Source organism: Chachezhania sediminis, assembly GCF_009765275.1.
Taxonomy (GTDB): domain Bacteria; phylum Pseudomonadota; class Alphaproteobacteria; order Rhodobacterales; family Rhodobacteraceae; genus Chachezhania; species Chachezhania sediminis.
The window spans coordinates 541,809-567,788 of the sequence record NZ_VOPH01000003.1; the positions used below are offsets into that span (position 1 = coordinate 541,809).

Below are 25,980 nucleotides of genomic sequence, written 5' to 3' on the forward strand. Positions count from 1 at the left end.
AAACGGGAGGTTTCAAATGACTTTGAAGATGGCCGGCGGCGACCCCATCTCGCGGGACGCGTTCAAGCAAAAGATCGGCAGAGTCGCCACCGCGCTGAAGAACGAAGGCTTGCGCGAAGGAGATTCTGTCGCGCTGCTTCTCCGCAACGACCTGACCTTTCTGGAGGTCGAACAGGCTGCGGCGATCACAGGGATTCTGCCCGTGCCGCTGAACTGGCACAATGCGCCCGAAGAAACCCGCTACGTTCTTGAGGATTGTGGCGCGAAGCTGGTCGTGGCGCATTCCGATCTCTACAATGCGGCGGGCAGCGCGGCGTTTCCCGATGGTGTAAAGGTCGTCATACTCTCTACGCCCCCGTCCGTGCGCGAAGCGTTCGGCCTTGCGCCTTCGACCGCCGACCTGCCAGACGCGGCGGTCGAGTATACTGCGTGGCGCGATGCCTGTGAGCCGACCTTCCAAGACAACCCGCCGATGCCCAGCAGCGTGATCTACACTTCGGGCACTACCGGCCATCCCAAAGGTGTCGTGCGCAATCCCCGCACGGCGGAACAGGCGATGGCGTCACGCAATGCGCTGATCGAGATATACGGGCTGGCCGGCATCGAAGGTGCCACGGTGCGCACGGCGATTATCGGGCCGCACTATCATGCCGCGCCCACGACCCACGCGAATTTCTGCTATAGCCGCGGTGCGGATATTGTCGTTGTTCCCCGCTTCGACGCGGAGGCCCTGCTCGCGCTGATCGAAAAGGAGCGGATCACCCATCTGAACATGGTGCCGATCATGTTTTCGCGGATGCTGAAACTGCCACCAGAGGTGCGCAGCGCCTATGACCTTTCTTCGCTGCGCTATATCTCACACGCCGCCGCGCCCTGTCCGCCCGATGTGAAAAGGGCAATGATCGAGTGGCTGGGTCCGATCATCAGCGAATTCTATGGCTCGACCGAGATGGGTAACATCACGCTCTGCTCATCGCAGGAATGGCTTGAGCGTCCCGGTACTGTCGGCCGGAAGCTGAAAGGCGCCGGGCTGCTGGTCGTCGATGATGCGGGGAACGAAGTTCCGCCCAACACCATCGGCACGATACTCGGTCGCGGGCCGGGTCTGACCGACTTCGTCTATCGTAACCGCGAAGATGAAACCACGGGCTGTTTCATGAACGGCTTGATCGTGCCCGGAGACGCCGGTTACGTCGACGAGGACGGCTATCTGTTTATCTGCGACCGCAACAAGGACATGATCATTTCCGGTGGGGTGAATATCTATCCTGCCGAGATCGAAGCCGTGCTTCACGCAATGGACGATATCGCGGACTGCGCGGTCTTCGGCATTCCCGACGAAGAATATGGCGAGTCGATCTGCGCGCATGTGCAAATGCAGGAAGGCGCGAGCCGGGATCCAAAAGCCATTCAAGACCGCCTGCGCGATAAGCTCGCCGGCTACAAAGTGCCGCGCAAGATCGTCTTCGAAGACGCGCTGCCGCGCGAGGATTCCGGCAAGGTCAAGAAGTTCCATCTGCGCGCGCCCTATTGGGAAGCTGCCGGTCGCCGTATTTGACGGCACATCCCACCCAGACAAGCGGGGCGGCGCCTAGACGCGTGCTCTCAACCCATGGAGGCCCGATGACCGAGGCATTTATCTATGACGCAATTCGCACCCCGCGCGGTCGCGGAAAGGCAGGCGGCGCGTTGCACGAGGTCGACCCGATCACTCTGGTCGCAGGTCTGTTGAATGCGTTGCAGGCGCGCCACGATCTGGACACGCGGCTGGTCGATGATGTGGTCCTCGGTTGCGTGCAGCCCCGGCAGGAACAGGGCGGCGACATCGCCCGGACCGCTGTGCTGATGGCCGGCTGGGACAGTCAGGTTCCTGGCACGCAGATCAACCGCTACTGCGGCTCGGCCATCGAATCCGTGGCCTTGGCTGCGCAGAAGGTCATGTCGGGTTGGGAAAACCTGGTGCTGGCGGGCGGCGTGGAAAGCATGTCGCGCGTCAGGATGGGCGGGGCGCCCGGGGCGAGCGACACGCTGCCGGACCTGTCTTTCAAGCTGCGGCAATTGCCGACCGGCGTTGCCGCCGACCTTATTGCCAGCCTCGATGGCGTCACCCGCGCAGAGGTTGATGCCTATGCGTTGCGCTCGCACCAGCGCGCCGCCGCCGCGCAGAAAGAGGGTCGTTTCCAGCGGTCCATCGTGCCGGTAACGGATGAGAACGGCCTGCTGATCCTCGACCACGACGAAACCGTGCGTGCCGATACCACGCTCGAGAAACTCTCGGCGCTGAAACCCGCCTTCGACCAGATGGGCAAGATGGGCTTCGATGCGGTGGCGCTATCGCGTTATCCGCAGGTCGCGGCGATCGAGCACATCCACACCAGCGGCAATTCCTCGGGTGTGGTCGATGGCGCGTCGCTGGTCATGGTGGGCTCGCGCGAGCTGGGCGAGCGGCTGGGGCTGAAACCCCGCGCCCGCGTGCGATCGGCTGCGGCGATCGGGGACGAGCCGACGATCATGCTGTCCGCCCCCGCGCCGGCCACGGAACTGGCGCTGAACCGGGCCGGGATGGCGCTGTCGGATGTCGACCTCTTCGAGGTGAACGAGGCGTTTTCCTCGGTCGTCCTGCGCTTTGCCGCCGCCACCAGCGTCGACATGGACCGCATCAACGTCAACGGCGGCGCCATCGCCATGGGGCACCCGCTGGGCGCTACAGGAGGGATGCTGATCGGCACGCTGCTGGACGAGTTGGAGCGCGCGGACAAGCAGGTCGGCGTTGTCACCGCCTGTGTGATGGGCGGCATGGGATCGGCCCTGGTCATCGAAAGGGTCTGAGGCGTGAGCAAGGAATTGACTATGAACAGCATTCGCTATGACCGCGGCGCCGATGGCATCGTGACCCTTACGCTGGATAATCCCGGAAAGTCGGCGAACGTGATGAACCCCGCCTTCCGGGCGTCGCTGGAAAAGGCAGTGGACCGGCTGGAGGCAGAGCGAGAGGAGATCCGCGGCGTAATCGTCACTTCTGCCAAGAAGACCTTTCTGGCCGGGGGCGACCTGTCGGCGATCCTGGCGCTGAACCCGGGCGATTGCGCTGATGCCTTCCATAGGGCCGAGCACACAAAGTCGCTGCTGCGCCGGCTGGAACTCTTGGGCCGCCCGGTCGCGGCAGCGATCAACGGCACGGCCCTGGGCGGCGGGATGGAGCTGTGCCTCGCCTGCCATGCGCGGTTCTGCGTCGATGCCAAAGGCCTGAAACTGGGCCTGCCGGAGACGAACCTTGGCCTCATCCCGGCGGCGGGGGGCGTCGTCCGGCTGGTACGGATGATCGGACTGCAAGCTGCGGTGCCGATGATCGTGGACGGCAAGAGCATCTCACCCACCAAGGCGCTGGAGCTGGGCCTCGTGACCGAGGTGGTGCCCGATATCGAGACGGCGCTGCAACACGCCCGCGACTGGATCGCCTCGGAGCCTGAGCTGTCCAAGCCCTGGGACCGCAAGGGCTACACCCTGCCGGGCAGCACCGAGGCCTATATCGCCGATCCGATGTATCTGCGGACCGCGCCAATCCTGCTGATCAAGAAATCCCGCGGCCGCTATCCGGCGCAGGAAGCGGCGATGCGCGCGGCATTCGAGGGGGCGAGCGTCGATTTCGACGCGGCCTCGCGGATCGAGAGCCGGCGCTTCGCCGAGGTCAGCACCGGGCCGGTGGCCAAGAACATGATCACCACGCTCTTCTTCCACATGCAGGACGCGAATTCCGGCAAGGCTCGTCCCGAGGGCATCGCTCCCCGCCGCGTGTCGCGGCTTGGGGTGCTAGGCGCCGGGATGATGGGTGGCGGGATCGCCTATGCCGCGGCCTCGCGCGGGATCGATTGCGTGATGAAGGATGCGACGCATGAGAATGCCGAAAAGGGCATGGGCCGGCTGCGTGGCATGGTCGAGGGCCAGATCACCCGCGGTCGGATGAGCCGCGACAAGGCCGATGCGCTGCTGTCGCGCATCCAGCCGAGCGGTGAGACGAAGGATCTGGACGGCTGCGACCTGATCATCGAGGCGGTGTTCGAGGACCGCGCGCTGAAGGCAAGCGTCACGCGCGAGGCCGAGCCGATGCTGGCCCCGGGCGGGATCTTCGCCTCGAACACCTCGACCTTGCCGATCACCGGGCTGGCAGAAGCCTCGGTGAAGCCTGCGAATTTTATCGGGCTGCATTTTTTCTCGCCCGTGGACCGGATGCCGCTGGTCGAGATCATCAAGGGCCGCGAGACCAGCGCCGAGACACTGGCCGGCGCGCTCGATTTCGTACAACAGATCGGCAAGACGCCCATCGTCGTGAACGACAGCCGCGGTTTCTTCACCAGCCGCGTCTTCGGCACCTATATCCGCGAAGGCGCGCAGATGGTGGAAGACGGCATCTCGGCTGCGCTCGTGGAGAATGTCGCGGCGGATGCGGGGCTGCCCGTGGGCCCGCTGACCGTGCTGGACCAGGTCTCGCTGAGCCTGACCAATTCGGCGCGCCAGCAGGCCCTGCGCGATGCCGAGGCCGAAGGCACCACCCTTGCCCCGGCGGCGGGCTACGGGATCATCGCAAAACTGGTCGAACTGGGGCGTCCGGGTCGGGCAGGGGGTGCCGGGTTCTACGATTACGGTGAAGACGGCAGCAAGACGCTCTGGCCCGGGCTGGTCACCCATTTCAAGGCGGGCTCGGCCGGCATCGACGCGGCCGAGGTCGAGGATCGCCTGCTCTATATCCAGGCGATCGAGGCGATCCGCATCTTCGAGGAAGGCGTGGTCGAAACCGTGCGCGACGCCAATGTCGGCTCGATCCTGGGCATCGGCTATCCGCGCTGGACCGGCGGCGTGCTGCAATTCGTCAACATGATCGGCACCGCGGCCTTTGCCGCCCGCGCCGATGCTCTGGCCGATGCGCATGGCGAACGCTTCCGTCCGCCGGCGCTGCTGCGTGACATGGCGGCGCGAAACGAAACCTTTGTTTGACCGCGATTTGAAGGACTTCTCCCGATGACCACGCAAGCAACCTCCACCCGCGAAGATGAGCTGATGGGGATCGGCTTCGACCCCACGCCGGTCCGCCTGAACCCCCGGGACGCCATCCTTTATGCCCTGGGCCTTGGTATTGGGGACGATCCGCTGGACCCGCGCGCTCTCGCCTATGTCTACGAAAAAGACCTCTCGGTCTTTCCGACCATGCCCGTGGTATTGGGTAGCCCGGGAATGTGGTTCGACCGCGCCAAGCTCGATTTCCGCAAGCTGGTCCATGCTGGTCAGACGCTTGAGGTGGCGCGACCGATCCCGGTCGACGTGCCGATGATTGCCACCAACCAGATCACCGCGGTCTACGACAAGGGCGCGGACAAGGGCGCCATCATCGAGGTTGAGCGCCGCCTGGCGACCGAGGGCGGCGAGCGGGTCGCAACCAGTGTCTCGCAATACCTTTGCCGCGGGGACGGGGGCTTCGGCAGCAGCCAGCAGCAGCCGAGGAACGACTGGCAGAAACCCGACCGCGCGCCCGATGCCACCATCGAGATCGCGACCTTGCCGCAGCAGGCGCTTATCTACCGGCTGAACGGCGACATGAACCCGCTGCATATCGACCCCGAGCGCGCCCGGAGCGTCGGCTTCGACCGACCGATCCTGCACGGGCTCTGCACCTTCGGCATCGCCGGGCGGGCGATCCTGGCCGCAAAGCCCGGCGCTTCGCTGAAAGCACTGTCGGTGCGGATGGCGAAACCCGTCTACCCGGGCGAAACGCTGCAGTTCGAGGTCTGGGACAATGGCCCCGACCTGCAATTCGAGGCCAGGGTTCCAGCGCGCGAGGCCGTTGTCCTCGCGGCTGGCCGTGCGCGGGCCGCGTGACGGCCTGCCCGGTCCGGCTGCTCCCGCCGGGCCGGGCCCAATCCCTCAATCCTGCACGGGTCCGGCGCCGGTCGGCGAACGACGCAGAATAGCCTTGTGCGTCGCCTCGAGGTATTCGCTCAGAAGAGTGATGGCTCGCTCTGCATCCTTGGCGCGCATCAGGCGCAGCAGCTCCTCGCGGGTGTCGATGACCTCAATCGTGGCGCGGATCCCGGCATCCTTGACGAAGCGCCGAACCACCTCGGAAATCGGCGCGACCAGTAGGGTGTACATCGGATTTTTGGTGGCCTGAGCAATGATCGAATAGAACTCTGCGTTCAGTTCCATCTGTGTGTCGCGATCTTTGTTCTCGATGGCGACGCGGCTTTTCTCGATATTTTGCTCCAGTAGCGCGAAATCGGTGTCGTCGGCATTGGCGCAGGCAAGTTTCAGGATGACCTTCATCAGCTCGACGCGCGCTTCAGTCAAATGCTGCAGGCTGATGCGTTTCAGCGCCATCATGTCGCTGATCGACTGGCTGATATTCGAGCCGTCACCCTCCAGAATAAAGGCTCCACCGCTGGCCCCTTTCTGAAGCTCAAGAACCCCGGCACTTTCCAGAATGCGCAATGCCTCGCGCACGGCGTTGCGAGATACGCCGAATTGAAGCGCCAGCTCGCGTTCAGCGGGTAGCTTGTCACCCGGCTGCAGTTTGCCAGTCTCAATCTGCCGTCTGATCTGATCGGAGATGGCTTCGAAAGTGCGAATATTTTTGACGGGTTTGAACACCGTAATCACACGTCCTCTAGTTATTTTTTGTATGGTACTGCCATTGCGAAGCAAGGGGAACTGGAATCAACGAGCGCACCCATCTCGACGGGCACCCTCCGGATTAGCCGGTTAGACAATTTGACCATAGCCCGTGACAAGAAGGCTCGAGCAAGTTGGCACACGGATGCATCCGCCCGGCCCGCCGAAAACAGGATCGATAGCTCTTGGCTGACGACGGTCCCCTGCGCCGATGAAGGCGCTTGCGCCCCGCCTTCGAGGCGACCCCGGCCTATGGCAATGCGTTGCGCATCAGAATGGCGACGGTTGATCCCTCGCGCAGTCCGAGGGCCCGAAATCCCGTTGCCGCCGAACTGGCGCGCCGTTGCGGCAGTTCCTGGTCCATGGTCGCATCGGGGGTAACAATGGACGCAAGGCGCCCTGCCGGTTCCGCTGTCACGCTGTCACGCTGTCTCCTCCGTCACCGGCTGGAATGCTCTGGACACCAAATGGTAGAACCAATAAGTCAACTGACCCTTGCCATGCGTGATCTAATAGTCCGATAATCGGTCTGGCTTATAAGGAGAAAATCATGCCTTCATCGGTGGGCTTTCGCCCCGTGAAGACGAAACGCGCCTTCGAAGAGGTCTGTGATCAGATCCGGTCCGAAATCCAGGCTGGCCGAATCGCCGCCGGAGACAAACTGCCGTCCGAACGGGACTTGGCCGAACAGCTTCAGGTCAGCCGCGCCACGGTTCGCGAAGCCTTCCGAACGTTGGAAATCGGCGGCGTATTGACGCTACAGAAAGGCGTGAAGGGCGGCGCGGTGGTGATGCAGGGCGATGTGCGCCCGATCAACCAGACGATTTCCGATTTGCTGTCGCTGGGGGGGCTTTCGCTTGCGGATTACACTGAAGCGCGCAAATGCCTGCAGAAAGAAATCATCAGGCTTGCCTGCGAACGAGCGACCGAGGAGGATTTTGCGGCACTCGAAGCCAATATCGCGCAGACACGCGGCATGACCTCGGAATCGCAGATCGAGGACCGCACAGCCCTGACTTTGCAGTTCTACGCCTTGCTGGCCCAAGCCACCAAGAATAAGGCTATGGAGATCCTTATGTCAGCGGTCACCGAGCCGTTAGCTTATTACATCAAGCAGATCGGTGTGGATCGCAGCTGGGACGTAGCAGCCTCGCGAACAAAGGTGGTGCAACATCTGCGCCAGCGCGACACCCAAAGCGCGATTGACGAGATGATCTCTCATATGGAGCGGCTTCACGCCTACATGCTCTCGCGCACCCCGACAAACCAGAACTGACTCGTACTCCTGGGCCACGCGGCAGCCGACCGGGCGCTCTTTGCACCGGCGGTGCAGAAGATGCATGCTCGCTGAAGGTCTATTCTTGCGGCATTTGAATGGTTCGCCATTCAAATGCCTGCCTGTTACTCAGCGGGGAGGAGCGAGGCAAGCAGCGGGGACGCTTGCGTCGGGCGATCGACGGTCTCATCATATTGAATCTGGTGATTGCGGCCATCACCGCGATGACATGGCGATGGCTGAGCATGTCGGCCAGCGTGAACAGCGCCGCTATGCCGATCGCCACAGCGGCCAGCCGCGCACGGGTGTCGGGGCCGGGCCAGAGGGGCAGCGTCGGGCGCATCGGCATGGGGATCTCGCTCGCGACAGCTCGATTCTTTATTGGACCTACCAATAGCAAGGACGCCGTGAAAGACCGATTGCACTGGCCCTTCCGGGCCGGTCATGCCACTGTTCGGCCTGTGCAGGACCGGCAAACAGACGGAGATCCCCATGGCCAAGGCAGCGGGCGAAGCCCTGTTCGACCCGGTGCGCAGCGACCGAACCTTCGAGCTGGTCGTGCAGCGCATCCGCGAGAAACTGGCAGCCGGAGAACTGCGGCCGGGGGACAAGTTGCCCGCCGAGCGCGAGTTGGCCAAGCAGCTCGATGTCAGCCGCAATGTTGTGCGCGAAGCGCTGCGCGCCCTGGAAAACGCGGGAATGCTGAAGACCCGCAAGGGCGCGCATGGCGGCGCTTTCATCGAGGAAGGCAGCGCCGCGCAAATCAGCACCGCGCTTAACGACCTGGTCATCCTGAACGCCATCAGCCTTGACGACCTATTCGAAGCGCGGGTGATGATGTTGGGCATGGTGCTGGATCACGTCGCGCAATCGGGCAAGGCGCCAGACCTCTCGGCTTTGGAGGCGAATGTCGCTGCAACGGCCGAGGCCGTGACCACGGGTGAGTCCGCCCGCCGCGTACCGCTGGCGCGGGCCTTCTATCACGAGATCGCCGCTTTGACCGACAACCGGGCACTGGAATTTACCATCGATGCTCAGACCGAGATGATCCAGACCTACCTGCGGCTGCGGGTCTCGGACATGGACGGCGACAAGTTGCTGCAATCGCGCAGCGCCTTCCTTGCCCATCTGCGCGCGGGCCGGTTCGACGCCGCCAAGGTCGAGTTGTCCGAGCATCTGGAGCGCGTCCACAGGCGGCTGTGGAACGCGCCGCCGACGCCCTGATTCAGTCGTTGACTCTTAATGGTAGGTCCAATACACCTTTGACCAGCCAAAGGAGGACAGGCCATGTTGGACAGCACCCAAACCGACGACGATCTGCTGATGTTCCGCGACACCGTGCGACGCATGGCGGAAAAGGAAGTCGCTCCGATCGCCGCAAAGATCGATCAGGAAGACGACATGCCGCATTCGCTGGTGCCGATCTTCGGTGACCTGGGGCTGATCCAGATCATGGTGCCCGAAGCCTATGGCGGCCCCGGCGGCACCACGACCATGGCCTGCATCGCCAAGGAAGAAGTCGCCCGCGCCTCGTTCGCGGTCTCGCACCTGGTCGGCGCCACCACCATCGCCATGGCCCTGCCGCTGGTGCATTTCGGCACCGAGGAACAGCGCCAGCGCTACCTGCCGGAAATCGCCAAGGGGCGCACCCTGTCCTGTATTGGCCTGACCGAACCGCACACCGGTTCGGACGTCTCGGGGATCAAGACCACGGCCCGTAAAGACGGCGACGATTACGTCATCAACGGCCAGAAGGTATTCATCACCAAGGCCGATCAGGCGACATACATCCTGCTCTTCGCCCGCACGGCCGAAGGCAAGGGGCATGACGGTATCTCGTCCTTCCTGGTCCCCATGGACACGCCCGGTATCACCATTGGCGGCAGCCCCAAGAAAATGGGCCTGCGCGGCATCAGGAATTGCGACCTGTTCTTCGAAAACGTCCGCGTCCCCGCCGACACGATGATCGGCGCCGAGGGGCAGGGCTTCAAGAACGCCATGGGCGTGCTGAACTTCAACCGCCCGACCGTCGCCGCCGCCGCCATTGGCCTCGCGCAGGCCGCGCTCGATGCCTCGCTCGCCTATGCCAAGGAGCGCGTGCAATTCGGCCGTCCGATTGCCGAGTTCCAGCTGGTGCAGGCGATGCTGGCCGACATGGCGATCCAGATCCAGGCCGCTCGCGCGACGCTCTATCAGGTCACGGCCCTGATCGACCGCGATCCGACCCACCCCCAGGTGCCGATGCAGGTCTCGATGATCAAGACCTTCGCTTCGGACATGGCGATGAAGGTCACGACCGACGCGGTTCAGGTTTTTGGCGGGGCAGGCTATCTTCAGGACAACCCGGTCGAGCGCTACATGCGCGACGCCAAGGTCTGCCAGATCTACGAGGGCACGAACCAGATCCAGCGGCTGATCATCGCGCGGGCAATGCTGAAGGCATGAATGCGCGCCCCATTCGGGTGCTTGATTTCGGACAGGTGATGGCTGGCCCGCTCGCGGGCCGCCTGATGGCCGATGTTGGCGCCGAGGTCATCAAGATCGAAACGCCAGAAGGCGACTCGATGCGGGGCCGCCCTCCGTTGCGCGACGGGCATTCCACCTATTTCGGCACTCTCAACGCCGGCAAACGCAGTGTGGTGCTGGACCTGAAGACTGAAGACGGGCGGCGCGATGCCTTCGCGCTGGCCAGCACCGCCGATGTGGTGCTGGAGAATTTCCGCCCCGGCGTCATGGCAAGGCTGGGTCTGGGGTACGAGGCGCTCTCGGCCGTCAATCCAGGGCTAATCTATTGCGCAATCTCGGGCTTCGGCCAGCAGGGCGAGGGGGCCAAACGGCCCGCCTATGCGCCGATGATCCACGCCGCCTCGGGCCTCGATCTGGCGCAGATGGATTTCGTGCCGGGGGCCGAACGTCCGGCGCCCACGGGCATGTTCTATGCCGATGTGCTGGCAGCGATCTATGCTTGGGGCGCGGTGCAGACCGCGCTTTTGGAGCGGGAACGCTCGGGCAAAGGGCAGATGGTCGATGTCGCGCTGATGGACAGCCTAATCTCGATGATGATCTACGAATGCCAGGAGGCGCAATTCCCGCAACCTCGCAAGCGCCACGTCTATATCCCGGTGCGAACGGCGGACGGCTTCGTGATCGTCGTGCCGCTCTCGGGCAAGAATTTCGCGGCGATGCTGGAGGTTCTGGGCAGTCCCGACTGGGGTCAGGACCCCCGGTTCGCCACCCCGGCGGGCCGCGAGGCGAACTGGGCCGAGATCATGGCGCAGGTCGAGCGCTGGACCGAGGCTTGCAGCTCGGACGAGTGCGAGCGGCTTTTCATGGCGGCTGGCGTACCCTGCTCGCGCTACCGCACGGTGGCCGAGGCACTGGCTGATCCCGTTTCGGTCGAGCGCGGGATCACCGGCGAGGTCGAAGACGGCGCCGGCACCTTCGATGTGCCGAACCCGCCGTTTCGCATGTCCCTGACCGAGGCCCGTGTCCGCCGCCGGATCCCGGCGCTTGGCGAGGGCACGGATGAAATCCTCGGACCGCTGCGGGCGCGGGACGGTGGCTGAGGCCCGCCCGGAGGCCGGGCGCCGGCTGACCACCGGGGGTGGGCTGTCGGGCCTTTGGTCCCGGGTAAGGGCGGAAGCGGGCTTCTGGCAGGGCGTCGTCTATGACGCCCTACGCTTTCGTCGTCACGCCTGGTTGCACCGGGTCCACAGCCCGGAAAGCCGGGCGGCGCGGATTCTGGCGGATGCGCATTTCCTGGAATATGGCATGGCCCTGCGCGAGGCGCGGCCGGGCTTTGGTCTGGCGCGGGCCGCCCGGCTGGCGGGCGATCTGCGGGACGGTGGCCTCGGCACGGAGGCGGGGCAGGTGGGTCTGGCAACATTGCGCGGCTGGGCCGACTTCAACCGCGACACCGCGCTGCCGCCGGGCATCGCCCCGGCTCTGGCGCTGACCGGGGGCGAGGGGATCGCTGCCGGGGTGGGGCAGGCAGGCGGCGCGCCGCCTGCGACCGATTTCCTCGCCTTCGCGCAATCCCGCCGCTCGGTCCGGCAATTCGCCCCCGGCCCGGTGCGCGAGGACGCCATACGCCGCGCCGTCGCCGCCGCGCAAGCCGCGCCCTCAAGCTGCAACCGCCAGACCTGTACCGCTCATATCTGGACCGACCGCGCGCTGATCGACCGGGTGCGGCGCCATCAGGCCGGCAACCGCACCTTCGGGCACGAACTGGGCGGGATCGCCGTCATCACCTCGGACCTGCGGCATTGGGAACATGCGGGCGAGCGGTATCAGCCTTGGATCGACGGCGGGCTCTTCGCCATGTCGCTCTGCCACGGGCTTCATGCCGAGGGGCTGGGGACCTGTTTCCTCAACTGGTCTGTGACGCCCGCCACGGATCGCGCGCTGAGGGCCGAAATCGGGCTCGACGACAGCCAGTTGGTGATCGTGCTGCTGGGTTTCGGACGGATGCCCGATAGCGCCACGGTCTGCGCCTCGCCCCGGCTGCCCGAGGGCGCGGCGCTGAGGCTGAATCCGCCGCTGGTGAACTGACCCGGGACGGGCCCCGCCGCACGGACGGGGCCGGTCCGCTTAGAGGTCCAGCACCAGCCGCGCGCTTTTCGAGCCCGAGCAGCAGACCATCATCGTCTCGTTCTCCGCCCGCTCCTCGTCGGTAAGGATCGTGTCGCGGTGATCCGGCCGACCCTCTATGACCCGCGTCTCGCAGGTGCCGCAGGTGCCCTCGGTGCACGCGAAGGGCACGCTAACGCGGTTCGCGATCAGCACATCAAGAATGGTCTCGCCTGCTTCCACGTGCAGAACCTTGCCCGAGCGGTTCAGCACCACATCAAACCCGCCCTCCCGCGCGGCTTCTTCGCGGGCGGAGAAGTACTCGGCATGGACCTGCGCCTTGGCGGTACCGCGCGCAGCGGCCTCATAAGCCGCCAGCATTGGTTCGGGGCCGCAGCAGTAGAAATGCGTTCCCGGAGCGGCCCCGGCGAAAATCGCCGCGATGTCGAGAAAGGCGCCCTTGGCCTCATCGTCAAAATGGGTCGTAACTTGGCCCTTTCCGCCGCTGACCTCGACGCAGACGTCGAGCTCGGCCAGGAACGCGGCCGCACTGCGTTTGCGGGCGGCATAGTGCAGATGCCACGCACGCCCGGTCTCGGTCAGGTGCCGGATCATCGCCAGCATCGGCGTAATCCCGATTCCGCCAGCGATCAGCACCGATTGTGCCGCGCTTTCGTCCAGTGGGAAGTTGTTCTTCGGCCGCGACAGCCGCAGCTTGTCGCCGACCCGCAACCGCTCATGCACATGGGCCGACCCGCCCCGGCTGGCCGGATCGCGATGCACCGCGACGGTGCAGCCGGGCGTCGTGCCATCCAGCGCCTGCGTCAGGCTGTAGCTGCGGCGCAGATCGTCCGACAGGATCAGGTCGACATGCGCGCCGGGCTCGGCGCGGGGCAGGGGCGAGCCGTCCAGCGTCTCGAACCCTACCGAGAGCACGGTATCGGCCTCGTGGCGCATCTGCTTCACCCGGACGGGGATCTCGGCCTCGGTCATTGCAGCAATCCTTCCGCCTTGAAGCGGGCGATGTCGTCCTGGCCGAAGCCCAGAACGCGGGTCATCACCGCCTCGGTATGCTCGCCCAGCCGGGGCGAGGCAAAGCGCAGGGCGCTCGGCGTCTTCTCGAAGCGATAGGCGGGGCCGTTGTAGTTCAGCCGGCCCATCTCGGCATGATCGAGCGGCCAGAAATGGTGATGGGCGTTCAGCACTTCGTCCTCCAGCAGGTCCGAGGCCTTGTTCGCCACCCCCGCCGGAACCCCCGCCGCGCGGCATTCAGCCATCAGGGCGAAGGCGTCGTGGGGCGCCGTGAGCGCTGCGACAGCCGCATTCAGCGCCTCGGGGCCTTTGCTGCGGGCCTCGGTCATCGCGGGCTCGGCCTCCAGCAGGCGGGCGAAGGCGGTGAACTGCGCCTCGGTCACGGCCTCGATGGCGATCCAACGTTCCTCGCCCTGGCAGGGAAAGACGCCGTGCAACACCGAACCGGGCTTGGCGTCGCCCGCGCGGGTCATCTCTTCGCCTGTGACCTGATAGACCAGCAGCTCAGGGGCCAGCAGTTGCGCGGTGGCTTCGATCTGGCTCAGCTCCACATGCTGACCCTCGCCCGTCTTCTCGCGGTGGATAAGCGCCGCGACCAGCGCGGACAGCGCATAGCGCGGCGAGACGCTGTCGGAATAGGCGCCCTTTGGCATCGCGGGCGGGCGGTCTGGCCAACCCGTCATGCCGTGCACCCCGGCCAGCGCCTGACCCTGCGCGCCGTAACCCGGATGGCGCGCCCAAGGGCCGTCCGCGCCGTAGAGCGACGAGGACAGCATGACGATCCGGGGATTGATCGCCTTGAGACTGGCGTAGTCGAGGCCCCATTTCTTCATCACGCCGGGGCGGAAGCTCTCGGCCACCACATCGGCCCATTCGATCAGCGGGCGGATGATCTCGATCGCCGCCGGATTGCTCATGTCCACCGAGATCCCGAGCTTCGAGGAATGGAAATCCGCGAAAAAGCCCGAGCGGTTGATGCCCGGCTTGTCGTCGATGAAGGGCCCGCCCAGCCGGATCGAATCCGGGTGCTTGAAGCTCTCCACCTTGATGACGGTGGCGCCGTTGTCGGCCAGCTGCTTGGTCACGATGGGACCGGCGGCCGCCCAGGTGAAATCGGCGACCTTCAGGCCAGCAAAGATGCCGCTGGCCTCGGTGGTCACCAGGGTGAGGGCGTCGTTCATGGGGTCGCTCCTTGCTTCAGCGACGACAGGATCGTGGCGGTATCGGCGCCCGGCGACGGAGCGGGACGCAATGCAGCAAGCGGCGTTGCCGACAGGTTGGCCCAGCGGGCAGGCAGCTCGACATCCAGCCCGCGACCGGGATCTTCCATTGGCTGGAAATAGCCGCGCGCGCGGAACTGCGGGTTGTCGAAGACGCCTGCCACGGAGGAAATCGGTGCGAGCAGAATACGGTCGCGCACCGCGCGCGCGATGAGTTCTTCGGTCGTCTTCGTACGGATGAAGCCGAAGATCACTTCGGTAACGGCGTCGTAATCCGCTTGAGGTATGAAAAACTGCCCGTCGCCATTCCAGTCATGCCGTTTTAGAATTGGGTCGTCGATGCCGTCTTCCGCCATCCATGCAACCAGCGCCTCGTAGGACTTGATCCGCGCCGAACCGCCGCCGCCGCCCACGGGGCCAAAAAAGACGTATCCGTCCTTCGTTTCCCAAACCAGCCGCGTGAAGAAACGGTTAGCGCGTTCCTTGCGGATCGCCCCGCCGCGCATCTCGTTCAGGCCCAGGATCTGCCAGGCCATGGTCGAGTTGAGCAGCGTCCAGACGATGCAAGCCTGCACCGAGACGTCGACGCGCTGGCCCTCGCCGGTCTTCAGCGCGTGCCAATAAGCCATCAGAGCGGCCGAGGCCGCCTCGACCCCGCCCTGGATCAGGCCCACGGGCAGGCTTATGCGCACCGGCGGGCGGTCCACGTCGCCGTTGAGGTAGAGATGCCCCCCCAGCGCCTGCAACACCGTATCGGTTGCGGCGTAACGCTCATAGGGTCCGCCGCGGCCGAAGGGCAGGACCTCGCACCAGACCAGCGCCGGATTGGCGCGGCGGGCGATACCCGCCAGCCGGTCCATCGTGTCGAGGTCGAGGCGCTCCCAATCGGTCACCACGATATCGGCCGAGGCGCAGAGCGCGGCAAAGCCCGCCTCATCCGCAGCCGGGTCGAGGGTCACGCTGCGCTTGCCGTGGTTATAGGCCAGCCACGCGGCGCTTTCCTCGCCATTGGCGGTGGGAACGAGCGGAAGTGCCCGGCGGAACGGCTCGCCTCCCTCAGGTTCCAGCTTGATGACCTCGGCGCCCAGATCGGCCAGCACGCGCCCGCAGACCGAACCGGCCAGCGCCGAGATTTCCAGCACCTTCATGCCCGCAAGGGCTGATTGCGTTCCGCTCATAGCTCGTATCCGAAGCCTTCGCCCAGACGCGCCGTCATCGGTTCGCGTCCTGCCTCGTCCCAGGGCTGATCCTTGGGCAGCTTCATCGACACGGCCCGCACCATGTAAAGATCGGGATCGGCAAAACGTTCGGGCCGTTTGCCGCTTTCGGCGAAGGCATGCGCGGTCTCCAGCAGCATCCGCCGCGTCATCGCGATCCCGGTATCCGAGGTGCACAGATGCTCGAGCGTGCGGTCATAGATCCTGAGCACACCGGACTGGCAGGCGGCATCTTGCACCCAGAGGCCCGGCAGGCCGGAGAACCAGGTCGTGCGCTGCGCTTCCGGATCGAACAGATAGCCGCTTTCGCGACGATACTTCGAGATATAGCGCCCGTAGGGCACCAGCGCCCCCTGATCCTCGAACGCGTTGACGCTGGCATGCCCGGTCTCGCGGCCTTTGTGACCGTTGACGAAAATGTCGCGGCTCTTGTCGTACATCGGCTGCGTCGGGTGATAGCTGAACATCAGGCACAGCGTGTTCTCGTCGTCGATCGGCACCCAGGCATGGCCCGACAATTCGGGGTAGTTCGATTGCGGCGGCACCAGCGAATAGAACGGCATGATGAACTGGTTCACGCGCCAGTAGAGCGTTTCGTCGTCCAGCACCCGGCGCGAGGCGATGGACATGCCGAAGTCCTGCCGCATGCATTCGAAGGTCGGGCGCAGATCGCGTTTGGCGACCCATTGGTTGATCGAGCCCCCCTCATCGATGCGGCCGTGCAGGATCGGCGCATGCGCGCTGTCGATCTCGCCTTCCAGCGCCTGTAGCCAGTTGCATTCCTGCACCCGGAAGCTGACGACCACGTTTTCCTCGGGGACCATGTTCCATTCGAGATTGGGCAGCGGCGGGCGGCTTTCCTCGGGCTCGGCGCCCATATAGGTCCAGACCACGCCACCGCGCTCGACGCAGGGATAGGACTTGATGCGCACCCGCTCTTTCAGGCGCGAGCGGACGGGTTCGGCGGGCATGTCCGCGACTTTACCGTCAACGCCGAATTTCCAGCCGTGATAGACGCAGCGCAGGCCGCAATCCTCGTTGCGGGCAAAGGCCATGGGTGCGCCGCGGTGCGGGCAGATATGGTCCACCAGACCCACATTGCCGGCGCTGTCGCGGAACGCCACCAGCGTCTCGCCCAGCAGCTTCACGGTCTGCGGCTGACCGTCCTTTTCCAGATCCTTGGACGCCATGAACGGCAGCCAGTAAAGCCGCATCATTCCGCCCATCGTGGTGCCCGGACCGACCCGGACGAGGGTTTCGTTGTCTTCGTGCGAAAGCATGGGATTTCCTCCTGTGTCGTCGCGCCGCGCTCCGTTCCGGGCCGGCGCCTGTTCGGTTACTGTCCGGCCAGCTCCGCGCCCTCGCGGTCGAGCTGATCCTCGACCAACGCGCCCAGCCCCAGATGTCGTGCCCACCAGCCCTGATCGGTGGTATCGAGAGGCCGGCGCGGCACCGGCGGCGGATCGCCGGCGCGCAGGCGGCGCATGATTTCGGTGATGCGGGCGCGTTCGAGGTCCAGAAGCGCAATCTCGACATCCTCGTGCGTAGCTTCGACCGGCGGCAACTCGGGATAACGCAGGCGCCGGGTCCAGCGGCCATCACGCTCGACCGCCTGCGCCTCCAGCAGGTAGGGGATAGACAGGTACTCGCGAACTTTCATGGCATTCCCTCAGTGATGTCAGACAGTTGCCGGCTCGAGCAGCACGAACGAAGAATCGTCGTAAGGCCCCACCTGAACCAGCGCGGGTCCAGTGGCCTGCTGGCGTGGGCCGGCGCGGCCACTGGCTTGCAGATAGGCCTCGCGCAGGTGGCCCATCCCGTGCAGGCGGCCCTCGCCCAGAGCGCCCCCGAAAGTGTTGAGCGGCAGGCGCGCACCCGGCTCGGCGTGACCGTCGCGCAGGAAAGCGGGGGCGCCGCCGGGGGGCGTGATGCCCAGCCCGTCCAGCCATTCCCAGACCATCGACGAGAAGCCGTCATAAAGCTGCGCGGTCTTCAGATCCGCCACGCTGCGCCCGCTCATCGACCACAGCGCCTCGGGTCGCGCAAAGCCGCTGAAGCCGGTGACGCGCGCGGGATGCCCCCCCTGCGGCAGGTCCTCTTCCCGGCACATCACGAAAGCCTGTGCGCCGCAGACCGGCAGGTCGCAATCGAACAGGCCATGCGGCTCGGCGATCATCCGGCCTCGGTCGTAGTCTGCGAAGCTCAACGGCTTGTCGCGCCAGATTGCCTCTGGGTTCAGCGCGGCATTGCGGCGCGACAGATCGACGATGGCAAAGAGATCATCACGGGTGGCCCCATGCTGGGCCATATAGGCCCAAGCGCGGGCCGCAAAGCGGGCCCCGGCGGTGGTGTAGCCATAGGGCTTGGTGAATTGATCGGCGCCGAACACACGCTCGCTTGCGGCGGTCGCGTAATCCAGCCCCGGCGCCACATACAGAGCCCGCAGCCCCAGCACGAAGCGGCAGGTCCCGGCCCGCAACGCATGCGCGGCCGTGGCCACCATGTCCGTCGGGTAGCGCCGGAACAGGTCTGCCCCCCAGCCCAGCCGCAACCCCATCAGTGAGGACACCGTCTTCAGCGAAATCTCGTCGCCGCCCTCGGCATGGGGCGATCCCGCGTTGGTCGCGAAAGGTGCGCCGACATAGCCGTCGATATCGTCGCGCGTGACGCCCGCATCGGCCAGCGCGGCCAGCGCCGCGTCCAGCGCGAAGGCGGCGATGCCGCGCTCGCTGCGTTTCTCGATCCCGGATGAACCGAATCCTGCGATGACAATACTCATCCCTGGTCCTCCGGCGGAAGCACCATGGCGAAACGATGCGAGCCCTCGACCGGACCGAAGCCCAGTCTCAGCGCCGCACCCGGCAAGGCCGTTTCGGTGATGCCGGTTTCGTCCAGAGCGATCAGCACGATCCTCGGGTCCTCGTGCAACGCCGCCTCGACGATCACCAGCGGACCGTCGCGCCCCGGCAGCGGCTGCAGATGCACAACGCAGCGCCCCTTAAGCTGCGCGCGGCCTGACAGGGTTTCGACCTTGAACACATCGCCCAGGCAGTTGACGCAGCGCGGCGCAAGCGGGGCCGCCAGCCGTCCGCAATCCGCACACCGACGAAGGCACAGCACGCCTTCGGCCGCACCGTCCCAAAAGGGCCGGGTTTCGGCGGTTGCAACGGGCTGCGGCCGCTGGGAAGTATCGGACATAGACTGTTTCATTGAATCAATGTATATAATGGACTGACCATTAGAGCAATCCCGGAAGATGAATTCCGGAGACGCCGCCAAACGGGATCAAAGTCGTTTAATTCTATGGGCTTGGCCACTCGCCGCGGTGTGCTTGGACGACATGGGCGCGCACGTCGTCAGAATCTGCCGGAAGACCCCCGACGCGCCCGGATACTGGCTGGACCGCAACCGAGAGCATCACTCGCTCGACCCGAAAGCCGAGGCCGGGCGTCGGGTCGCGCTGGCCCTGATCGCCGATGCAGATGTTTTGATTGAAGGGTTCCGCCCCAGCAAGATGGAAGCCCTTCCGAACGCATCAATGCCTGGTCAGGCAGCGCCCACAACTCATCACCGCTCTCCGGCGGCATCTGGCGGAGTTCGGGCTGGTGGCACAGAAAGGGCCGTCGAGCACTGAAAGTGCTCAAGACCGCGCTGGCCGACGAAACCAGCGCCCTGCCAGACGCTATCCGAAAGATGGGGACGATCTACCTCCAGCAGATTGCACGGCTGGCCACTGCAAAACGTTTAGCGGTTACGCCGTAGTCGTCGTTCAAGCACGGCAACTCTTCGTCGACGTAGGAATTGCGCTTGATCTCGCGGTAGATCGTCGAGCGGTGCTCGCCGATTTCCGCAGCGATCTTGCTGACCCGCACTTTCGCGACCAGCATATCCTCGATCCGGCGCCGTTCACGCAAATCCAGCTCTGTGTGGGTCATAGTCCGTTCTCCTTGCTGTCCAGCAAGATAGCGGATCTGTCGCAACCTAGTTTAGAATGCGCCCCGGTCACAGGCGAAAAGCCAATATTGATGATTATGGTAATGTGGCTAACTTGAGGCCCATAGGCTGGCCTTGTGTCACCATGGGGAAAGGCACGCCATTCCGCCTGGTCAGAAACACGATCAGCCCGCGCCGACGTACGACCGGGGGCGCAAATCCCCCAATGACCGTTTCTTTGAACCCAAGGCTCTGGGATACGGCGGGCGACGGGAGGCTTGTGGTATGGCGCTGCACCGGGTGCGGACGACTGGCAAATCCGTGTGCTGGAGCCTTCCGCACTTTCGGGCGCCATCGCGGGCCGGGTCCTTGCGGATCTCGGTGCCGAGGTGATCAAGATCGAACCGGAAGAGGCGAACCCTTCCGGCGCGCGGTGCCGCTGGTGCTGACCGGGACAAGCGCGGAAAGCAGGGCGTGGCTGGCTTTCAGCCACTGGGAGAAAAGCGTGACGCTGGATACGGAAGGCGACCTTGCCACCTTCACCGCGCTCTGCCGGACGACGTCAGGAACCTTGTTCGTCCTCTGGAACTCGGGCTCGTGGGACAGCAGGTCGTTGACCATCCGCTTCGTCGTTTCGATCAGGGCGGATATATCTTCGGGCAGGTCGAAATCCAAGGCGGCCTCCGTTCACTCGGTAGCACGGATCGCAGCGATCAACCGAATTGAAGAAGGTTCAACCTCCAGGAACCAATATCAAATTCGTCTTGAAACAAAGGCGCGGGACACCCTTTTGCCACCGACTGTCGGTCACCCGGACGGCCAGAGCGATCCGGGCGGCCGACAAGGCGGTTGACTTGCCGCGGACCTCCAATAGCATTCGTGTGCAAACGACGTCGGGACGATAGCCCGACCGGGACTCATGCCGGAAAGGACCGCCCGCAATGCCTGCGCAGATCCGCAAGATTGCCGTCAATGTCGAAGAAACCCACCGCGAAGCCGGCCAGACCATCGCCCCCGCCACCCGCAAGGCGGTTGCCGTCGCGGTGATCGCGAACCCCTTTGCCGGGGCCTATGTAGAAGACCTGACCGAGTTGACGGAGATCGGCGCCGAACTGGGCGCCCTGCTGGGCCGGCGCTGTGTCGAGGCGCTGGGGATCACGCCGGCCCAGGCTGAAAGCTATGGCAAGGCCGCGATGGTGGGCGAGAACGGCGAGCTGGAACATGCCGCGGCGATCCTGCACCCGAAGCTGGGCGCGCCGCTGCGGCAGGCGGTGGAAAAGGGCGCGGCGCTGGTGCCGTCGTCGAAGAAGATGGGCAGCCCCGGCCAGGTCCTGGACGTGCCGCTGGGCCATAAGGATGCCGCTTACGTTCGCAGCCATTTCGACGCGATCGAGGTGCGACTGAACGATGCCCCCCGCGCGAACGAGATCCTGGTGGCCGTTGCTGTTACCGACAGCGGCCGCCCCCTGCCCCGGGTCGGCGGGCTGACCCATGACGAGGCCCTGGGCAAGGACGGCCTACGCTGACGCGGGCGCCTTTCATATCGTGGACCTGCGCTGGGAAGCCGGCCTTGTCTGCCCGCCGCCCGAAAGGTTAATTAATCGCATGGACGATTTTCGTGACCCCGGGCAAGGCGACGTTGGATATGTACTCGACGAACAGGTCGGATATCTGTTGCGGCTGGCCTCGCAACGCCATGCTGTCATATTCCAAAGTCATATCCCGGACCTGACGCCGACGCAGTTTTCGACGCTGCTGCGGATTTCCGAACACGGACAGCTGTCGCAAAACCACCTGGGCCGGCTGGCGGCGATGGACGTGGCCACGATCAAGGGCGTCGTCGACCGACTGAAGGCCAAGGGGCTGGTCCGGTCGCTACCCGATCCGAACGACAAGCGCCGCGCCAGCATCACACTGACCGCGGAAGGCGAGGCGACCATAGACCGGTTGAAACGCGACGGCTCGGTGATCACCGCCGATACGCTTGCGCCCCTGAAACCGACCGAACAGAAAACCTTTCTGGCCCTGCTGAAGCGCCTGACATAGGCGATCCCCGGCCGGCCCCGGGGCCACGAATCCCCGCCTTTTGCGATCCGCTGCGGGACCGCGCATTTCATTCGTATACGCACAATTATTGACCGGTCCGCCCTGGCGTCGTCTACAGGCTGCCGTAGGGGAAGGCATGGCCTTGACAGGCTCGTTGTGCGCCAATATGTCGTTTGTATACAAATGATAAATTGATACCCCCGGCCGGTCGGACCGCCGGCCCGGAAAGGACTGCCAGATGTTGCCTGACCAGAAACTACAGGAATCGGCCGCCGCCTTTCCGATTCCGGCGGGCGTCTTCGCGGAAACCGTGACCTCGGTCGTGCACTACACCGACCGGCTGTTCCGCTTCCGGATCACGCGGCCGGCCTCGTTCCGGTTCCGGTCGGGCGAATTTGTGATGATCGGCCTGCCGAACGCGGAAAAGCCGGTCTTCCGGGCCTATTCCATCGCCTCGCCCAGCTGGGACGAGGAAATCGAGTTCTATTCGATCAAGGTCCCCGGCGGCCCGCTGACCGAACACCTGCAGAAGATCCGCGAAGGCGACACGGTGCTGATGCGGCGCAAGGCGACCGGTACGCTGGTCAACGATGCGCTGCTGCCGGGCAAGCGGCTTTGGATGTTTTCCACCGGCACCGGCATCGCGCCCTTTGCCAGCCTGATCCGCGACCCCGAAACCTATGAGAAGTTCGACGAGATCATCCTGACCCATACCTGCCGCGAACCGTCCGAACTGATCTATGGCAGCGAACTGGTGGCGGCTGTGCGCAAAGATCCGCTCTGTGCCGATTTCGCCGGGGGGCTGCGCCTCTATTCCACCACGACGCGCGAACCGTCGCCGCGGATGGGCCGGATCACCGACCTGATGAAGTCGGGCAAGCTGTTCCGTGACCTGAGCCTGCGGGGCATCTGTCCGGTAGCCGACCGGGGCATGATCTGCGGATCGATGGCGATGCTGCGCGACACCAAGGCCGCGCTGGAAGGCTTTGGCCTGACCGAAGGATCCAACAGCAACCCCGGCACCTTCGTCGTCGAACGCGCCTTCGTGGACTGACCGGTCCCCGGTCCACGCCGCGCGGGGTTCACCCCGCCGCCCCTGCCCCTGCCGTCGCGACGGTCCGTCCCCGCATGACCTTGCGGCACGACGGGAACATAAGCGATTTTTTCGGGCTTTCGTCATATCCTTGTGAAGGTTTGCCGGGATCTAGGCCGCCATGCGGCACCCCGTTCGGGGAGTCGGATTCTCAGCCTTTTACCGCCAGGGATTCAGATTCATGGACATCAAGAAAACCGTCGACCTCTCCTTTGACGATTTCGACGAACTGCGCGATCCGCGCCCGGCCTCCAGCGACTTCGACACCGTGGTCGAACGGGCGATCTCGCGCCGCGGCTTCCTGGGCGGCGTGCTGGCCTTCGGCTCGGGCGCGATGGCCATGGGCGCCGGCATGACGCTGCCGGGCATGGCGCGTGCACAATCCGCCACCTTCCCGTTCCAGCCCATCGGCATCGCCACCGATTTCGACATCCACGTGCCCGAAGGCTATGCATGGAAGCCGCTGGTCAAATGGGGCCAGCCGCTGTTTTCCGAAGCGGACGGCGCCTATTCGCCGGAAACCGGTGTGCCGGTCGCGATGTCCGACAAGGTCTTCGGTGAAAATACCGACGGGATGGAGCTGTTCGTGATCGACGGGAAAGAGGTGATCGCGGTAAATTCGGAATACGTCAATCCGAAGATCAACCTGCCCGCCGCGTCCGAAGGCATGCCGCAGAACGCGGACGAGGTGCAGCTTCTGAAGAACATGCAGGGCGTGACCGTGATGGAAATCGCGGACAACGGCCAAGGCTACGAGGTCGTCGTCGACAGCCCCTTCAACCGCCGCATCACCCATGACACCCAGATGACCATGGACGGCCCCGCGGCGGGATCGGATCTGGTGAAGACCAATGCCGACCCCGAAGGCAAAAATCCCAGGGGCACCATGAACAACTGCGGGTCGGGCAAGACGCTGTGGGGCACCTATCTGACCTGCGAGGAAAACTTCAACGGCTACTTCGGCGCGACCGGAGAGATGCCGGAAGGCCAGGGCTACAAGCGGTACGGCATCGGGACCCAAGGGCGCTATGCCTATGAAAAGTTCGACCCGCGCTATGACTTGTCGCAGGAACCAAACGAACCCCACCGCCACGGCTTCGTGACGGAAATCGATCCGTCCAGCCCTGACACCGTGCCGGTCAAGCACACGGCCCTGGGTCGCATCAAGCACGAGAACGCCGAGATGGTGCAGGCCGCCGACGGCCGCATCGTGGTCTACATGGGCGACGACGAACGGGGCGAGTTCATCTACAAGTACGTCTCGAACGGCACCTGGACCGAGGGCGGGCCGACCGACGGGCTGCTGTCGGACGGTACGCTGTACGTGGCCAAGTTCAACGACGACCAGACCGGCGAATGGCTGGCGCTGACGCCGGAAACCACCGGCATGTCGATGCCGGAAATCCTGGTCTTCACCCGCATGGCCGGGTCCAAGGTCGGCGCCACCACCATGGACCGCCCGGAATGGATCGCCGCCAACCCGCTGAAGGCCGAAGCCTATTGCGCGCTGACCAACAACTCGCGCCGCGGGTTGAAACCCAATGCCGGCGGTGACGCGACCCCGGTCGGCGGCCCGAACCCGCGCGAGGCCAACAACTATGGCCAGATCGTGCGCTGGCGGCCCGAATCCGGCGACCATGGCGCCGATACCTTCGGCTGGGACCTGTACGTCATGGCCGGCAATCCGGACGTCCATCAGGACGCCTATGCCGGATCCGACAACGTGACGGCCGGGAACATGTTCAACTCGCCCGACGGGATGGCCTTCGACACGACCGGCCTGCTGTGGATCCAGACCGACGGCGACGACAGCAACGAAGGCGACTTTGCCGGGATGGGCAACAACCAGATGCTGGTGGGCCTGCCCGACACGGGCGAGATCGCGCGCTTCCTGACCGCGCCCAACGGGGCCGAGGTGACGGGCCTGTGCTGGTCCGCCGACCGCAAGGTGGCCTTTGTCGGCATCCAGCACCCGGGCGGGTCCTGGCCGGATGGCGCGGGCAAGCCGCGGTCGTCGGTCATCGCCGTGTGGCGCAACGACGACGCCACCATCGGCTGATCGCCGCACCTGCCGCCCCGTCAGGGGCCTGGACGACCTTGCCCCCCGGTCCACCGGCCGGGGGGCTTTCCCGTGATCAGACCCTGGGATGCAGCACGACCGGCTGGGGTGTTGCCTGCTGCGTCGTCTGGGCCGCAGCCGGGAAGGCCGCCAGCGCCGCCCCCCCGGTCAGAAGGGTCCTGCGGCCCACCGGCTCAGATTACGCGGACCTGGGTGCCGACGGGGCAGAGGGCGAACAGTTCCTCGATCATGACATTGTAAAGCCCGATGCACCCGTCCGACGACGCGCGCCCGATCTTCCGCGTGTCATGGGTGCCGTGGATGATGTAGGCCGGCCAGCTGAGATACATCGCATGGGTGCCCAGCGGGTTTTCCGGCCCCGGCGGGATCGGCTTCCAGTCCGGGAACCGTTCCATCTGCGAGGCGGTCGGCGTCCAGGACGGCCCGACCTTCTTGCGCACGATCTGGGTATAGCCGCGCTTGGTCAGTTCGTCCGTGCGCGGGACCGAGGTGGGGTAGATCCGGTAATCGGTTCCGTCCTCGTTCCAGTAATGCAGGGCCTTCGACCCCGTGTCGGCCACAACCGTCGCCTTGCCCAGGCTGTCGAAATGGTCCCTCCAGTCCTGCATCTGGAAGCTGGAGATATTGCGCGGCGTCGTTTCCGGTTGCGTCTCGGGGACCGTCTGGGCCCTCAGGACGGTGGGCGCGGCCAGCACGGTGCCGGTGGACAGGCCAAGGATCAGGGCATCGCGGCGGGTGACGGGATTTCTCATCGGGGTCTCCTTCTGGCAGGGCCGGCCCTGGGACGGACGCGGCAATGTCGGACCGACCGGGTGGACTTCGAAGCTTAAGCGGGCCTTAAGCTTGGGAGCCGA

At 64.9% G+C, this 25,980-nt stretch carries 26 protein-coding genes and 1 pseudogene; 16 read left to right on the top strand and 11 right to left on the bottom strand.

Features of this window, described 5'->3' with window-relative positions; all coding sequences use genetic code 11:
• Positions 1-16: 16 nt before the first annotated feature.
• From FQK05_RS12005 to FQK05_RS12020, 4 genes are all read left to right on the top strand, one after another.
• Positions 17-1,558 (top strand): AMP-binding protein, encoded by a 1,542-nt coding sequence (locus FQK05_RS12005; RefSeq protein ID WP_158967013.1) that lies wholly within the window; start codon positions 17-19, stop codon positions 1,556-1,558.
• A 65-nt stretch (positions 1,559-1,623) separates the two neighbouring features.
• Positions 1,624-2,829 (top strand): acetyl-CoA C-acetyltransferase, encoded by a 1,206-nt coding sequence (locus tag FQK05_RS12010; protein WP_158967015.1) that lies wholly within the window; start codon positions 1,624-1,626, stop codon positions 2,827-2,829.
• Between the two features lie 21 nt (positions 2,830-2,850).
• The gene (locus FQK05_RS12015) at positions 2,851-4,992 is read left to right on the top strand and encodes a 3-hydroxyacyl-CoA dehydrogenase NAD-binding domain-containing protein (RefSeq protein WP_158967017.1); all 2,142 of its coding nucleotides are present in this window, start codon (positions 2,851-2,853) and stop codon (positions 4,990-4,992) included.
• Positions 4,993-5,016: 24 nt separating this feature from the next.
• Positions 5,017-5,871 carry a MaoC/PaaZ C-terminal domain-containing protein gene (locus FQK05_RS12020; protein ID WP_199252639.1) on the top strand — a complete coding sequence of 285 codons (855 nt, stop codon included), beginning with the start codon at positions 5,017-5,019 and terminating at the stop codon, positions 5,869-5,871.
• Between the two features lie 45 nt (positions 5,872-5,916).
• On the opposite strand, the gene FQK05_RS12025 is transcribed toward FQK05_RS12020, so the two are convergent.
• Positions 5,917-6,639 (bottom strand): FadR/GntR family transcriptional regulator, encoded by a 723-nt coding sequence (locus FQK05_RS12025; protein ID WP_158967019.1) that lies wholly within the window; start codon positions 6,637-6,639, stop codon positions 5,917-5,919.
• Between the two features lie 571 nt (positions 6,640-7,210).
• On the opposite strand from FQK05_RS12025, the gene FQK05_RS12030 reads away from it, so the two are divergent.
• A complete protein-coding gene (locus FQK05_RS12030; protein ID WP_158967021.1) occupies positions 7,211-7,936 on the top strand; it encodes a FadR/GntR family transcriptional regulator in 726 nt (241 codons plus the stop codon).
• Positions 7,937-8,015: 79 nt separating this feature from the next.
• On the opposite strand, the gene FQK05_RS12035 is transcribed toward FQK05_RS12030, so the two are convergent.
• The gene (locus FQK05_RS12035) at positions 8,016-8,285 is read right to left on the bottom strand and encodes a hypothetical protein (RefSeq protein ID WP_158967023.1); all 270 of its coding nucleotides are present in this window, start codon (positions 8,283-8,285) and stop codon (positions 8,016-8,018) included.
• 143 nt (positions 8,286-8,428) lie between these two features.
• On the opposite strand from FQK05_RS12035, the gene FQK05_RS12040 reads away from it, so the two are divergent.
• The 4 genes from FQK05_RS12040 to FQK05_RS12055 all read left to right on the top strand — a co-directional run bounded on the left by FQK05_RS12040 (position 8,429) and on the right by FQK05_RS12055 (position 12,487).
• Positions 8,429-9,160 carry a FadR/GntR family transcriptional regulator gene (locus FQK05_RS12040; protein ID WP_158967025.1) on the top strand — a complete coding sequence of 244 codons (732 nt, stop codon included), beginning with the start codon at positions 8,429-8,431 and terminating at the stop codon, positions 9,158-9,160.
• Between the two features lie 63 nt (positions 9,161-9,223).
• Positions 9,224-10,381: an acyl-CoA dehydrogenase family protein gene (locus FQK05_RS12045; RefSeq protein WP_158967027.1), complete on the top strand. Its 1,158-nt coding sequence runs from the start codon at positions 9,224-9,226 to the stop codon at positions 10,379-10,381.
• Positions 10,378-11,502: a CaiB/BaiF CoA transferase family protein gene (locus tag FQK05_RS12050; protein WP_158967029.1), complete on the top strand. Its 1,125-nt coding sequence runs from the start codon at positions 10,378-10,380 to the stop codon at positions 11,500-11,502. The genes FQK05_RS12045 and FQK05_RS12050 overlap by 4 nt, the downstream gene beginning before the upstream one ends.
• Positions 11,495-12,487 carry a nitroreductase family protein gene (locus FQK05_RS12055; RefSeq protein ID WP_158967031.1) on the top strand — a complete coding sequence of 331 codons (993 nt, stop codon included), beginning with the start codon at positions 11,495-11,497 and terminating at the stop codon, positions 12,485-12,487. The genes FQK05_RS12050 and FQK05_RS12055 overlap by 8 nt, the downstream gene beginning before the upstream one ends.
• 39 nt (positions 12,488-12,526) lie before the next feature.
• On the opposite strand, the gene FQK05_RS12060 is transcribed toward FQK05_RS12055, so the two are convergent.
• Genes FQK05_RS12060 through FQK05_RS25855 form a run of 7 tightly spaced genes read right to left on the bottom strand, consistent with a single transcriptional unit; the run spans position 12,527 to position 19,172 of the window.
• A complete protein-coding gene (locus FQK05_RS12060; protein WP_158967033.1) occupies positions 12,527-13,498 on the bottom strand; it encodes a PDR/VanB family oxidoreductase in 972 nt (323 codons plus the stop codon).
• Positions 13,495-14,718 carry a CaiB/BaiF CoA transferase family protein gene (locus FQK05_RS12065; RefSeq protein ID WP_158967035.1) on the bottom strand — a complete coding sequence of 408 codons (1,224 nt, stop codon included), beginning with the start codon at positions 14,716-14,718 and terminating at the stop codon, positions 13,495-13,497. The genes FQK05_RS12060 and FQK05_RS12065 overlap by 4 nt, the downstream gene beginning before the upstream one ends.
• On the bottom strand, positions 14,715-15,905 hold the full coding sequence (locus FQK05_RS12070; protein ID WP_158967037.1) for a CaiB/BaiF CoA transferase family protein: 1,191 nt from the start codon (positions 15,903-15,905) through the stop codon (positions 14,715-14,717). The genes FQK05_RS12065 and FQK05_RS12070 overlap by 4 nt, the downstream gene beginning before the upstream one ends.
• Positions 15,906-15,931: 26 nt before the next feature.
• Entirely contained in the window at positions 15,932-17,254 is a 1,323-nt protein-coding gene (locus FQK05_RS12075; RefSeq protein ID WP_158967039.1) for a Rieske 2Fe-2S domain-containing protein, read from the bottom strand.
• Between the two features lie 56 nt (positions 17,255-17,310).
• Positions 17,311-17,634 (bottom strand): hypothetical protein, encoded by a 324-nt coding sequence (locus tag FQK05_RS12080; RefSeq protein ID WP_158967041.1) that lies wholly within the window; start codon positions 17,632-17,634, stop codon positions 17,311-17,313.
• A gap of 18 nt (positions 17,635-17,652) precedes the next feature.
• On the bottom strand, positions 17,653-18,753 hold the full coding sequence (locus FQK05_RS12085; protein WP_158967043.1) for a thiolase C-terminal domain-containing protein: 1,101 nt from the start codon (positions 18,751-18,753) through the stop codon (positions 17,653-17,655).
• Positions 18,750-19,172 (bottom strand): Zn-ribbon domain-containing OB-fold protein, encoded by a 423-nt coding sequence (locus tag FQK05_RS25855; RefSeq protein ID WP_199252640.1) that lies wholly within the window; start codon positions 19,170-19,172, stop codon positions 18,750-18,752. Before FQK05_RS25855 ends, FQK05_RS12085 begins: the two co-directional genes overlap by 4 nt.
• Before the next feature lie 142 nt (positions 19,173-19,314).
• Here FQK05_RS25855 and FQK05_RS26515 point away from each other — a divergent pair, with 142 nt between their 5' ends.
• A complete protein-coding gene (locus FQK05_RS26515; protein ID WP_407644506.1) occupies positions 19,315-19,608 on the top strand; it encodes a CoA transferase in 294 nt (97 codons plus the stop codon).
• A gap of 85 nt (positions 19,609-19,693) precedes the next feature.
• On the opposite strand, the pseudogene FQK05_RS26520 reads toward FQK05_RS26515, so the two are convergent.
• Positions 19,694-19,909 (bottom strand): annotated as a pseudogene (locus tag FQK05_RS26520) (helix-turn-helix domain-containing protein); the annotation flags it as partial.
• Between the two features lie 321 nt (positions 19,910-20,230).
• Between FQK05_RS26520 and FQK05_RS26525 the strand changes: the two are divergent.
• The 6 genes from FQK05_RS26525 to FQK05_RS12130 all read left to right on the top strand — a co-directional run bounded on the left by FQK05_RS26525 (position 20,231) and on the right by FQK05_RS12130 (position 25,105).
• The gene (locus tag FQK05_RS26525) at positions 20,231-20,356 is read left to right on the top strand and encodes a CoA transferase (protein ID WP_407644502.1); all 126 of its coding nucleotides are present in this window, start codon (positions 20,231-20,233) and stop codon (positions 20,354-20,356) included.
• 56 nt (positions 20,357-20,412) lie between these two features.
• On the top strand, positions 20,413-20,760 hold the full coding sequence (locus FQK05_RS26530) for a hypothetical protein (RefSeq protein WP_158967047.1): 348 nt from the start codon (positions 20,413-20,415) through the stop codon (positions 20,758-20,760).
• Positions 20,761-20,848: 88 nt separating this feature from the next.
• Positions 20,849-21,433: an amino acid synthesis family protein gene (locus FQK05_RS12115; RefSeq protein ID WP_158967049.1), complete on the top strand. Its 585-nt coding sequence runs from the start codon at positions 20,849-20,851 to the stop codon at positions 21,431-21,433.
• 79 nt (positions 21,434-21,512) lie between these two features.
• Positions 21,513-21,953: a MarR family winged helix-turn-helix transcriptional regulator gene (locus FQK05_RS12120; RefSeq protein WP_158967051.1), complete on the top strand. Its 441-nt coding sequence runs from the start codon at positions 21,513-21,515 to the stop codon at positions 21,951-21,953.
• A gap of 238 nt (positions 21,954-22,191) precedes the next feature.
• Positions 22,192-23,007, top strand: coding sequence for a ferredoxin--NADP reductase (locus FQK05_RS12125; RefSeq protein WP_158967053.1), 816 nt, complete (start codon positions 22,192-22,194; stop codon positions 23,005-23,007).
• A 220-nt stretch (positions 23,008-23,227) separates the two neighbouring features.
• Entirely contained in the window at positions 23,228-25,105 is a 1,878-nt protein-coding gene (locus FQK05_RS12130; RefSeq protein ID WP_158967055.1) for a PhoX family protein, read from the top strand.
• Positions 25,106-25,299: 194 nt separating this feature from the next.
• On the opposite strand, the gene FQK05_RS12135 is transcribed toward FQK05_RS12130, so the two are convergent.
• Entirely contained in the window at positions 25,300-25,878 is a 579-nt protein-coding gene (locus FQK05_RS12135) for a L,D-transpeptidase (protein ID WP_158967057.1), read from the bottom strand.
• Positions 25,879-25,980: the final 102 nt, after the last annotated feature.